The organism is Umezawaea sp. NPDC059074 (assembly GCF_042738955.1).
Classification (GTDB): domain Bacteria; phylum Actinomycetota; class Actinomycetes; order Mycobacteriales; family Pseudonocardiaceae; genus Umezawaea.
In genome coordinates this window covers 1-11,278 of the sequence record NZ_JBHYHC010000212.1, presented here as the reverse complement: position 1 = coordinate 11,278, position 11,278 = coordinate 1, and the positions used below count along the sequence as shown (strand labels likewise).

The 11,278-nt window shown below is 67.4% G+C and carries 10 protein-coding genes; 3 read left to right on the top strand and 7 right to left on the bottom strand.

Annotated features, from left to right (window positions below):
• Window positions 1-150: 150 nt before the first annotated feature.
• Entirely contained in the window at window positions 151-969 is an 819-nt protein-coding gene (locus ACFWW9_RS44055) for a hypothetical protein (protein ID WP_390389261.1), read from the bottom strand.
• A 49-nt stretch (window positions 970-1,018) separates the two neighbouring features.
• Between ACFWW9_RS44055 and ACFWW9_RS44050 the strand changes: the two genes are divergently transcribed.
• A complete protein-coding gene (locus tag ACFWW9_RS44050; RefSeq protein ID WP_390389258.1) occupies window positions 1,019-1,639 on the top strand; it encodes a DivIVA domain-containing protein in 621 nt (206 codons plus the stop codon).
• A 52-nt stretch (window positions 1,640-1,691) separates the two neighbouring features.
• Here ACFWW9_RS44050 and ACFWW9_RS44045 read toward each other — a convergent pair whose 3' ends face one another.
• From ACFWW9_RS44045 to ACFWW9_RS44030, 4 genes are all read right to left on the bottom strand, one after another.
• Complete coding sequence (locus ACFWW9_RS44045) at window positions 1,692-3,020, bottom strand: ThuA domain-containing protein (protein ID WP_390389256.1); 1,329 nt, start codon at window positions 3,018-3,020, stop codon at window positions 1,692-1,694.
• A 362-nt stretch (window positions 3,021-3,382) separates the two neighbouring features.
• Window positions 3,383-4,441, bottom strand: coding sequence for an antibiotic biosynthesis monooxygenase (locus tag ACFWW9_RS44040; RefSeq protein WP_390389254.1), 1,059 nt, complete (start codon window positions 4,439-4,441; stop codon window positions 3,383-3,385).
• A gap of 191 nt (window positions 4,442-4,632) precedes the next feature.
• Window positions 4,633-5,178, bottom strand: coding sequence for a DUF305 domain-containing protein (locus ACFWW9_RS44035; protein WP_390389252.1), 546 nt, complete (start codon window positions 5,176-5,178; stop codon window positions 4,633-4,635).
• Between the two features lie 107 nt (window positions 5,179-5,285).
• Entirely contained in the window at window positions 5,286-6,326 is a 1,041-nt protein-coding gene (locus tag ACFWW9_RS44030; RefSeq protein WP_390389249.1) for a polyprenyl synthetase family protein, read from the bottom strand.
• A 198-nt stretch (window positions 6,327-6,524) separates the two neighbouring features.
• Here ACFWW9_RS44030 and ACFWW9_RS44025 point away from each other — a divergent pair, with 198 nt between their 5' ends.
• The gene (locus ACFWW9_RS44025) at window positions 6,525-7,028 is read left to right on the top strand and encodes a SigE family RNA polymerase sigma factor (protein ID WP_390389247.1); all 504 of its coding nucleotides are present in this window, start codon (window positions 6,525-6,527) and stop codon (window positions 7,026-7,028) included.
• Window positions 7,029-7,279: 251 nt separating this feature from the next.
• On the opposite strand, the gene ACFWW9_RS44020 is transcribed toward ACFWW9_RS44025, so the two are convergent.
• Window positions 7,280-7,921 carry an MBL fold metallo-hydrolase gene (locus ACFWW9_RS44020; RefSeq protein WP_390389245.1) on the bottom strand — a complete coding sequence of 214 codons (642 nt, stop codon included), beginning with the start codon at window positions 7,919-7,921 and terminating at the stop codon, window positions 7,280-7,282.
• A gap of 14 nt (window positions 7,922-7,935) precedes the next feature.
• Window positions 7,936-8,220: a YggT family protein gene (locus tag ACFWW9_RS44015; RefSeq protein WP_390389243.1), complete on the bottom strand. Its 285-nt coding sequence runs from the start codon at window positions 8,218-8,220 to the stop codon at window positions 7,936-7,938.
• 257 nt (window positions 8,221-8,477) lie between these two features.
• On the opposite strand from ACFWW9_RS44015, the gene ACFWW9_RS44010 reads away from it, so the two are divergent.
• Window positions 8,478-11,135: an exo 1,3/1,4-beta-D-glucan glucohydrolase gene (locus ACFWW9_RS44010; protein ID WP_390389241.1), complete on the top strand. Its 2,658-nt coding sequence runs from the start codon at window positions 8,478-8,480 to the stop codon at window positions 11,133-11,135.
• Window positions 11,136-11,278 lie beyond the last annotated feature (143 nt).

Genomic DNA, 11,278 nt, shown 5'->3' with positions numbered 1-11,278 from the left:
CCACAAACCCGCAGGTCAACACCACTTCAAACAAACACGAACACATCTCACCAGAGGTCCCCCGCCCGTGAGAACCCCCCGACACACACGCTACGACAGGGGTACGACATTTCCCGGAAACCCGGAACCCAGGAACCCCACCCGGCCCCCTCACCGCCCCCGAGACAACTCCTCCACCTCACCCAAAGCAGCAGCCCGAGCCTCCTGAGCCGCCTCCAACCGCCCCCGCACCTTCTCCACCACCTTCCCCGCAGCCTGAGCCCCCCTCTCCGCATCCCGCAAGGCGGCCTTCAACTCCTCCACTTCCCGAACCTTCAAAGCATGAGCCGCAACAGCCGCCTTCACCTCCCCACCCAACCCCTCCACCCGCTCAGCAGCCTCAGCAGCCGCCTCCCGAGCAGCAACCAACCGCCGCTCCCGCCGCATCTCCCGCCGCTCGGACAGATCATCAACCGGGGCCCCTTCCCCCACCGGCCCGAACCCCGAGTACTCCAGCCCCTTCACCAACCGCCCAGAACAAACCTGCGCAGCCATCCCCTCATCCGCCATGGCCGCGATGAACGTGTTCCGCACCTGCTCCAACGCATCCCCAGGCAACCCACCAACGCAAGACTCGGCCAGCGAGGTCAACACCCCCACCATCTCCCGCCGCCGAACGTCCAACCTCCGCAACTCACTCCCGTGCAACCTCCGCTGCGCCTCCCGCAGCAACTCCCCCAACTCCAGCGCCTCTTCCCACTCAGACCCACCCCCACGCACCACCAGGTTCACCGCCCAAGCAGCCACCGTCGGCCGCCGCAGCGCCCCGATGGCCTTCGCAACACCCCGATCCCCAGCCGAGTCCACCAACCTCTTCCGCGCAGCGACGAACTCCGACGGCGGGAGGGTGTACAGCTCGTCGGCGGCGCGATCCACTTCCGGTGTGCTCGTGATGGATCCAGTCTGCTCAGAACCGACCACCCCCGCCATCCGTAGTACGGGAAAAGGGCCCGAGTCGTGACGAGCGGAGGAACAGCCGATGAGCGTCCACAGCGTGGAGGACCTGGTGCCGCTGCGAACGGGGTTCGACCTGAGCTGGCGCGGCTACCACCGCGAGGAGGTCGACGACTACGTGCACGACCTCGAACACGACCTCCGCGACCTGGCCGCCGACCGCGACGCCTGCACGGCCCGCGCCGAACACCTCTCCGAGATGCTCGACCGTTCCCGCGCCGAGACGAAAACCCTGCGCGACGAGCTGAACCGCGTGTGCAGCACCCCGTTCGACATCGAGGTCCTCCCGTTCCGCCTGGCCGTCATGGTCGAGGTCGCCACGGCCGAGGCCGCGTCCGTCCTCGAACGCGCCCAAGCGGGCTGGGCCGCCGCCCAAGCCTCCGCCGCCAAACTCCGCGGCCACTACGACCGCCTCGCCGAGGACACCCGCCGTCAACGCGACGAGATCGACGCCGAACGCGAACTCGTCCTCCGCGACGCCCGCGCCCAAGCCCGCACCATCATCGCCGAAGCCGAGAAGCGCCAACGAGAACTCGACGCCGACGCCCAGTCCGCCCGCGAACAGGTCGAGATCGACTTCAAACTCGCCATGGACCAACGCCGAGCCGAGGCCCTCCGAGCCTTGGCTCGCGGCGAACTGACCTAGAACACAGCAGCGGCCGCCCGCAAGGAACACGGGCGGCCGCCAGGAGGAGCGATCAGCTCTGCTGCGTCAACTTGAACGACTGCGAGGCCGACCCGTTGCACGTCAGCTGCACGAGCTGGACGCTGTCGGCGGTGGACCCGCCCGGCACCGTCAGGCACTTGCCGCTGAGCCTGCTGGTGAAGTGGAAGTAGCCGCCGGACTCGGCGACCGGCAGCCACTGCTGGTTGTTGCCGCCGCCGTACGCCCACAGGTGCAGCGCGGCGTTGTCGGCGGTGGACGTGTTGCTCACGTCGATCACCTGGGCGGCGTTGCCGCGGTTGTTGATGCGGACGTACCCCCCGCTGGTGGCGGCGAACTGGTACTGCTGGGCCAGCGTGGAGTTGCAGGTGTACTGCTGGATCGCGGTGCCGTTGGCGGTGGCGGCCGAGCGCGCGTCGACGCACTTGGAGCTGCCGCGGTTGGCGACGGCGTACCAGGCGGTCGGCGAGATCACCGGGTCACCGGGCGGGGTCGTCGTGGTGGTGGTCGGCGGCGTGGTGTTCGCGCCGCCCAGCCACAGCAGGCCGTCGAGCATGAACCGGTTCTGGATCTCGCTGTCGAACGTGGACGAGAGGCCCTGGTTCGTCTCGTAGTTCATCGCGTTGTGGCCGAAGTTGGCGTACAGCATCTTGTAGTTCTTGTTCGTCCACATGATCGGGTAGTACCCGCTGCGCCACTGCTGGTTCGGGTCGCTGCCGAGCGGGAAGCTGGACGGGTCGACCGACGCCAGGATCTTGATGTTCGAGTTGTTCCGCAGGTCGTTGTTCCAGCTGTACCACTCGCTCACCGCGGAGGTGAACTTGTCGGGCAGGCGGAGCGTCGACGGATGGGTGCGGTCCTCGACCTTCAGCACCGCCGTGGTCGGGCCCCAGGTGTTGCTCTTGAAGGTGCCGGAGCCCAGGAAGGTGTTGTAGAACCACGGCCAGTTGTTGGCGTTGTCGGTGAACGCCGAGACGTGGAAGCCGAAGTAGCCGCCGCCGTTGGCCATGTAGCTCTGGAACGCGGAGCGCTGCGCCGCGCCGGTCGGCGCGTCGTCCAGGAACATGACGGCCTGGTACTGCGCCAGGTCGTTGGCGTTCAACAGGTTCCAGTTGGTCGTGGACGTGTAGCTGAAGTTGTTCTGCGCCGCGATCTGGGGGAACTTGACGTTGGCTTCCTTGACCCAGTTGATGTGGGCGGCGTCCCACGTGCCGTTGTAGAAGGCCAGGACCTTGAACGCGGGCGCCGCCTTCGCCTCCACGCGACCGATGGCCGGGCTCACCACGACGAACAGCCCCGCCAGCAGCAGGGCGAACAACTGGACGGTCTTGCGTATTCTGCTGGAACCGGCGTTGGTGCGCATGCAGGGACCTCTCACAGGGTTTCGACAGGGGAAGAACCTGCCACCGGCAGGGGGCGGCGTAGCGGTGGCCCCGGCGGACGCGCGCTCGGGCATGCTCCCTGAACCCCTTGGGGTGTCTCGGGTCCCGCTGAAGACATCGATGTCTCCTCAGGCAGTGCATGCCGATGCGGGCATCGGTCGGGCACCCTAAGACAACCCAACTTCAGGCCTTAATTCAAGGCCTAATTTTATCCGTTCGGACCTAGCGGACGGGGCGTCGCCGCGTTCCAGGTATGCGCTTACCCGACGACAGGGAGCAGACAACGCGAAACGGGCGGGGACGACGATGTCGTCCCCGCCCGTGGGCGCCTGCCGTGCGTTCCCTAGTTCCGCGAGTCCTTGTGCGGCGACGACGGGAAGAAGCCACCGCGCGGGTTCGGCAGCGGAGCCATGGCGGGCGGAGGCGTCGGCGCCTCCATCATGGGTCCGACGTCGAGGTTCAACGGCCGCAGGCGAACCGGTTCCGGTTCCCGACGGCTCGCCGCGCGCTCGGCCGACTGCTGCGCGGCCACGGGACGGCGGTCGGCGCGACGCCTGCTCTGCGGCGGCGGTCCGACCGGCTCGATCGTGGTCAACGTGCTGCTGGCGGGCATCGGTTGCGGCGCCTGCCGCCCGCGCCTGCCACCACCGCCGCGCGGCGGGGCCGGAGCGGGGGCCGGTGCGGGCTCGGGCACGAGGTCGCGTTGCACGGGCTCGACCCGACGACCGCGCTTGTCGACCTCCGGGGCACGCCTGCGCGTCCTAGGCGTGTTGATCTCCGGTTCCTTCGGCCGCTTGCGCGACTCCTTCGGCTCGGACGGCGCCTTGTCGCCGCCACGACCGAGCAGCGGCGGGAGCACCCAGGCCGCGAGACCGGTCATGGCGAAGCACAGCACCAGGATCCGCACCAGCGGCGGCACGTTCGGCAGCATCTTCACGGCCATGCCGTTGGCCGTGATCACCGCGCCGAAGAACACCACGAACACGAAGATCGCCAGCACGACCCGGCGCTTGCCCTGCGGCGGGCGACCGGGGACGTCCACGTCGTCGTCGCCGTAGACCGGCGACATCGACTGCGCGGTGGACTGGTCCAGCGGCGTCACGCCGTTGGAGAACGTGACCCCGATCTGCATCGAGTACTTCTGCATGTACCGGCCCCAGCGGGCGTTCGACGACGACCGCGCCCAGGCGTCGGCCGCCGCCTCGTCGGTGAAGCGGCACACGATCTGCCAGATCCGGTCGTCGTCCGGCGAGCCGGACACCGAGCCGCCGAGGCAGCCCGGCGAGCGCTGGGCGGCGCTCACCAGTCCCCTGGCTCCGACCGAGAAGTCCGACAGACGTCCTTGCGCCACCTTGTGGGAGGTGGTGAGCAGGACAGGAGGATTCGGCTTGTTGGGTCTCAAACCCCCTCCACCCCCGACTGACTCGAAGAGTCCGCGTGGTTGGACCACGTGGTCCGGCGAATCGGTCGCATGACTGGTCCCATCTTCGTCGTGAACCGCAGCACGCCGTTCTCGTTACAACTCCGACACCTTGGCCTACGTGCGATGCCGGGCCGCGGTTCAACGGGATTAGAACATTTTTCGCGTCCGGGTCAGGCAGCGGCTCCGGCCTGCTCGATCGTCGAGACCAGACCGGTCTGGACCTTGACCATCTCCTGCGCCAGCGCCTTGACGCCGGCGTGCGTACCAGCGGTTTCGACGGCCTGCGCCATCTTGATGCCGTCCTGGAGGTGGCGCACCATCAGCGGCGACCACTGCTTGTCGAACTGGGGGCCGGTGTAGCCGCCGAGCACCGACACGTCCTTCGGCGCCACGACCATCTCGTGGGCCTGGTGGCCGCTGTCGGTGACGCCGACCTTCCACTCGCCGAGCCAGCCGTTCATCTTGTCGATCTCGGCGCTGCCCTCGGCGGTGATCGCGTCCGCCACGGAGACCACGGCGGGGTTCTTGGAGCGCGACTTGACCAGCCCGCTGATCTCCAGTGTCTGCTGGTGGTGCGGGATCATGTCCCGGAGGAACACGATGTCCGCGTCGTTGGCCCCGGCGGAACCGGCCGCCGAGTCACCGAGCAGCGACGAACATCCGGACAACGACATCATCAAACCGATCACCGCGACGACGAGCAAGCGGGCGCGCATCCATGGCCTCCTGGGTCTCCTGACGAGGCATACGGACACCCGACGAGGCCGGTTCATCGATTCGCCGCAAATCGACCGACTTTTCGCACCGACCGGTCCACCGGAAGTCAGTGGTCACGCCCGACGACCCTCCGCGCCACGTCCAGCAGCGTCTCCGCAACAGCCGGTTCGCACTCCGCGGCCTCCAGGTGCCCGGCCGCCAACGCCATCTCCGAGGCGGCCCGCGCCCGCGCCCACTCCCGCGCACCGGTCCGCTCGATCAGCGCACTGACCAGCGGCACCTCGTCCGCCTCCAACGGCCGTTCACGGTGGTACAGCTCCGCCAACTCCCCGGCCGCGGGAGTCCCCGAGGTCAACGCCGCCACGGCCAGCAACGACTTCTTCCGACTCACCAGATCCGCCCCGACGGGCTTGCCGGTCACCGCCGGATCACCCCACACCGCCAACAGGTCGTCGACCAACTGATAAGCCAACCCCAGGTGATGACCGAACGCCCGCAAACTCGTCACCCGCTCCGGCTCACCACCACCGACAAGCGCCCCCAACGCACAGGACAACCCGAGCAACGCACCGGTCTTGCCAGCCGCCATCCGCACGCACTCGTCCAACCCGACATCCACCCGCGCCTCGAACGCCAAATCCGCGTGCTGCCCCTCGCACAGGTCGAACACCGCCCGCGTCAGCCACTCCGCGGCGACCGCACTCCACCGCTCACCCGCCCGCACCACCACCTGCGGCGCCAACACCAGCAGCGCATCCCCAGCCAGGATCGCGGGCGCTTCCCCGAACACCGTCCACGCCGTCGACCGATGCCGCCGCACGGCATCACGATCCATCACGTCGTCGTGCAGCAACGAGAAGTTGTGCACCAACTCCACCGCCACCGCCGCAGGCACAGCGTCCACCGCGGCCCCACCAACGGCCGTCGCGGCCAGCACCACCAACGCGGGCCGAATCAACTTGCCGGAGTCCCCCACGTCCGGATCACCGTGCCGATCCACCCACCCGAAGTGATATCCGGCGATACGACGCATCGAGTGCGGCAACTGATCGACCTCGACGCGCAACGCGCCCCCCACGACGTCACGACACCACCGCACGACGTCCTCGACGGTGCGGAACTCCGGCGACAGCCCGGCGGTGGTCATGGGGCAGGACTCCCTCGGTCAGCACGCTCGTCGTCGAGCCACTGCGACGTTAGGGACAACAGCGCACACGGCGACATCGGCTATTCGGGTCACCACCCTGACTGATCCCGCCAGATCACCATCGGCGACTTGACCTGTGCCCCCGGTCACACTCCAGGATTTCTGCAACGCAACACCCGCGTGCGGCCAATAGGTGGCATGAGGACCGATCAGCGGGCGAGCTTCGTCGAGTACGTGACGTCACGCGGCCCTTGGATGCTCCAGGTGGCCCTGCGCCTGTGCCGCGACCGCCACAACGCGGAAGACCTCGTGCAGACCTCGCAGACGAAGCTCTACGCCCACTGGACGAAGCTCTTCGCGATCGAGAACCTCGACGCCTACGTGCGCACCATCATCCTCCGCACCTACATCGGCAACCAGCGCACAGGCTGGGCAAAACGCGTAGACCTCCTCCCCACCCACGAGGACATGCCAACAGCGGAGGGGATGGACCACGAAACCCGCATGGTCCTCCGCAACGCCGTGGAAGGCCTGGCCCCACGCCAACGAGCAACCATCCTCATGCGCTACTACTACGACATGTCCGTAGAACAGACAGCCGCAGCCCTGGACATCACCGCAGGCACAGTAAAAAGCCAAACCAGCCGGGGCTTGGACACCCTACGAACAGTCCTAGAAAAAACCGAACCACGCGCAGCCTAACCACAAACACAAACACAAACGAAACCCAAGCAAGCCACCCACGCACCAAAAGCGAACCCGCCCACTCACCCCAAAGCGGAAGCACGCACCCCAAGCATCGCCCAGACTGGTGACCTCACCCCGATCCTCAGCGCCCTTCGTGTTTTTTGAGCTTTGTCAAGGCGTCTTTCCAGCCTTGACAAAGCTCAAAAAACATCGAAATAATCGCGCGATCGGGGCGAGGCCACACCGCCCGCACCAGCCCGCCCAACTCACCCCACCGACACCCTCTCCCCCACCCCCACCTGCCCATAAGGCGCTCCAGTCCCAGGCCCCCCATCCCCCAACAACCGAGCCACCAACCCCAACCCCACCTCGTTCAACAACCCGTCATGAATCCCCACAGCCCTGACAGGCTTCACCTCACGCACCCAGTCCACCAACTCCCCGGTCTTCGACCAAGGAGCATGCGCAGGCACCAACAACACCTCCACCGGCACATCCGGCGCGATCAACGCATCCCCAGGATGAAACACGGCATCATCCACCAAAAACCCAACATTCCGCACCAAAGGAATATCCGGGTGGATAACCGCGTGCCACTCCCCAAAAACCTTCACATCAAACCCGGCAGCCAAAAACGCATCCCCGGCCCCAACACCATGCACCCGCCCCCCGACATCCCCCAACACAGCCGCCACAGCAGGATTGGTCCACACCTCCAACCCCGGCACCTCGGCCAACACCCCCCGAATCCGCTCCTCCACGAAGTGATCGACGTGCTCGTGCGTGATGAGCACCGCCTCGGCCCCGTCCAAGGCAGACGCGTCCGTGAACACCCCCGGATCGATCACCAGCCGACGACCGTCGCGCTCCAACACCACCGACGCGTGGCCGAACTTGGTCAGTTCCATGCTCCGGATACCTCTCAGAAGACCGCGGCAACGATGGCCCGGAGCACGAGGACCCCGACCAGCACCGCGGTGAACGCCAGGTCGATGGACACCCCTCCCACCCGGACCGGGCGCAGCACCCGGCGGACGGGGGCGATGACGGGTTCGGTGATCGACCAGCTGATGGACCGGACACGGCCGGTCCACGCGGGCGCGGGCGACGTCGACACGACTCCCACCCAGTCGAACACCAACCGAACCAGCATGACCAACCAGAACAGCAGCAGCACCGTGCCGAGCAGCGATCCGACGAGGCTCATGGGGGCTCCTTTCCCGTACCTCCCAGTCTGCCTCGCCAAGGTGAGAAGAACCTGAGCACGACCGGGTGGAACCGCTCGCGGCAACCCGGACAACCCGGACACCGTTCGAGGCCCTATCGAGACGCCGAAAACCGGGAACGCAGGCACAGGAGAGCGCTCCCCGAAAACCATTGACGCAGGCAGGGCGGCACGGACAGGATCGATTCACCGCCGCCCGGAGTGGCTGCACCCTGCCCGCCCACGAGAACGGACAGTCCATGATCACATCCCCTGCCTGGAGACGCGCACAACGCAGTGCGCTCGGAGTGCTGACGACGTTGTCGCTCCTGACCGGCGCCACCGCCGGGTACTCCAGCGCCGCTCCCGACACCGAGAAGGGCGGCTCCCGGCAACCCACCGTCGGGCGACCGAACCTGGACCGGAACGGCTGCGCCCGGATCGAGGACAAGCTGCCGACGCTCAAGGACTGGCCGAAGGTCGACAGCAAGATCGACAAGAACGCCTTCGACGAGCGCAAGATCGCGAAGATGGTCGCGGACATGACCCTGGCCGAGAAGATCGGCCAGATGACGCAGCCGGAGATCACCGCGATCACGCCCGAGGACGTCAAGAACTACTTCATCGGCACGGTCCTCAACGGCGGCGGCGCGTGGCCTAACAAGGACAAGCACGCGACCCCGCAGGCGTGGCTGGCGCTGGCCGACTCGTACTGGCAGGCGTCGGTCGAGACCCGGACCAAGATCCCGGTCCTGTGGGGCATCGACGCGGTGCACGGCAACAACAACGTGTACGGCGCGACCCTCTTCCCGCACAACATCGGCCTCGGCGCGGCGCAGGACCCGTGCCTGGTGCGCGACATCGGCGAGGCGACCGCCGAGCAGATCCGCGCGACCGGCCAGGACTGGGCGTTCGCACCGACGCTGGCCGTCGTGCGCGACGACCGCTGGGGCCGCACGTACGAGGGCTTCTCCGAGGACCCGCGCATCACCCGCGCGTACGGCTACGAGGTCGTGAAGGGCCTCCAGGAGTCGACCTCGCGCAGGCTCGGCGAGAACGGCGTGATCGCGACCGCCAAGCACTTCATCGGGGACGGCGGCACGATCAAGGGCGCCGACCAGGGCGTGAACCCGTCCTCCGAGGCCGAGATGATCAACCTGCACGGCCAGGGCTACTACGGCGCGCTCGCCGCCGGGGCCCAGTCCGTGATGGTGTCGTTCAACAGCTGGACGAACGCCGACCTCGGTATCAACGAGGGCAAGCTGCACGGCAGCAAGAAGGCCGTGGACGACATCCTGAAGAAGAAGATGGGCTTCGACGGCCTCGTCGTCTCCGACTGGAACGGCATCGGCCAGGTCGCGGGCTGCACCAATTCGAGCTGCCCGCAGGCGATCAACGCGGGCATCGACGTGATCATGGTGCCGAACGACTGGAAGGCGTTCATCGCCAACACGACCGCGCAGGTCCAGAGCGGCCAGATCCCGATGGCCCGCATCGACGACGCGGTGACCCGCATCCTGCGCGTGAAGCTGCGCAGCGGCCTGTTCTCCGCCCCGAAGCCGTCCGAGCGCGAGCTGGCCGGGTCGGCGAAGGCGCTGGACTCGAAGAAGATCGCCCGCGAGGCCGTGCGCGAGTCGCAGGTGCTGCTGAAGAACAACAACCGCGTCCTGCCGCTCGGGTCGCGGTCGAAGGTGCTGGTCGTCGGCAAGAGCGCCGACAGCATGCAGAACCAGACCGGCGGCTGGTCGCTGACCTGGCAGGGCACCGGCAACACCAACGCCGACTTCCCGAACGGCACCACCATCCTCGGCGGGCTGCGCGAGGCGCTCGGCACGGCGAACGTGACGTTCAGCGAGACCGCCGACGGCGTCGACCCGGCCGCGTTCGACGCGGTGGTCGCCGTCATCGGCGAGACCCCGTACGCCGAGGGCAACGGCGACCTCCGCCGCACCATGGAGGCCGCGAAGCTCTACCCCGGCGACCTCGCCGTGCTGGACAAGGTCTCGGGCAAGGGCAAGCCGGTCGTCACGGTGTACGTGTCCGGCCGTCCGCTGCACGTCAACAAGGAGCTCAACCGCTCGGACGCCTTCGTGGCGGCCTGGCTGCCGGGCACCGAGGGCGGCGGCGTCGCCGACCTGCTGGTCCGCGGCCGCAACACCGGCGCGGGCTACACCGGCAAGCTCAGCTACTCGTGGCCGAAGAGCGCCTGCCAGTCCCCGCTCAACCCCGGTGACGAGGGCTACGACCCGCTGTTCAAGCTCGGCTACGGCCTGACCAACTCCAGCCGCACCACCGTTCCCGCGCAGAGCGAGGAGTCCCCCGCGACCTGCGGTGGCGGCGGTGGCGGCAACGCGACGGAGGACCTGGAGATCTTCAACCGCCAGGACGTCCCGCCGTACAAGTCCTACATCGGGTCCCCGGAGAACTGGGGCGGCACCGAGATCGGCGTCGACGGCACCGCCGCCCACGCCGAGCTCAACGTCGTCCCCGCCGACGTGAACGTGCAGCAGGACGGCCTGAAGGTCACCTGGACCGGCACCGGCCCCGGCCAGGTGTACATGCAGAGCCCCGGCACCGGCAACGACCTGCGCGGCTACCTGAACACCGACGCGGCACTGGTCTTCGACGTCATCGTGAACCAGCCGCCGACCAACAGGACCGTGGTGAGCACGCACTGCCTGTACCCGTGCTTCGCGGAGGTCCCCGTGACGAACCTGCTCACGAACCTGCCCGCGGGCAAGAACACGGTGAAGATCCCGGTCTCCTGCTTCGCGGCGGGCGGCCTGGACTTCGAACGCGTCAACACTCCCTTCCTCGTGTACACCGACGGCCCGCTCTCGGCCTCGTTCGCCAACGTCCGCTGGGTCCCCAAGGCGGGCACCGACCCGGACGCGAAAGCGTGCACTGACCTGAGTTAGCCAGGCGCTTCCGGTGGGGCGCCCGTCCCCCCCCCCCCCCCCAAACCCCCACACCACCCAAAAACAAAGGCCACGCCACCACTCAAATATAAAAAAAAAACAACCCACCAAAAACAACAAAAAAAAAAAAAAACAAAAAAAAA

Excerpts from the sequence above, each read along its gene's own strand:
- ACFWW9_RS44015 (WP_390389243.1), bottom strand. The coding sequence starts at position 8,220 with ATGAGCCTCGTCGGATCGCTGCTCGGCACGGTGCTGCTGCTGTTCTGG.
- ACFWW9_RS44055 (WP_390389261.1), bottom strand. The coding sequence starts at position 969 with ATGGCGGGGGTGGTCGGTTCTGAGCAGACTGGATCCATCACGAGCACA.
- ACFWW9_RS44025 (WP_390389247.1), top strand. The coding sequence starts at position 6,525 with ATGAGGACCGATCAGCGGGCGAGCTTCGTCGAGTACGTGACGTCACGC.
- ACFWW9_RS44020 (WP_390389245.1), bottom strand. The coding sequence starts at position 7,921 with ATGGAACTGACCAAGTTCGGCCACGCGTCGGTGGTGTTGGAGCGCGAC.
- ACFWW9_RS44050 (WP_390389258.1), top strand. The coding sequence starts at position 1,019 with ATGAGCGTCCACAGCGTGGAGGACCTGGTGCCGCTGCGAACGGGGTTC.
- ACFWW9_RS44045 (WP_390389256.1), bottom strand. The coding sequence starts at position 3,020 with ATGCGCACCAACGCCGGTTCCAGCAGAATACGCAAGACCGTCCAGTTG.
- ACFWW9_RS44030 (WP_390389249.1), bottom strand. The coding sequence starts at position 6,326 with ATGACCACCGCCGGGCTGTCGCCGGAGTTCCGCACCGTCGAGGACGTC.
- ACFWW9_RS44035 (WP_390389252.1), bottom strand. The coding sequence starts at position 5,178 with ATGCGCGCCCGCTTGCTCGTCGTCGCGGTGATCGGTTTGATGATGTCG.
- ACFWW9_RS44010 (WP_390389241.1), top strand. The coding sequence starts at position 8,478 with ATGATCACATCCCCTGCCTGGAGACGCGCACAACGCAGTGCGCTCGGA.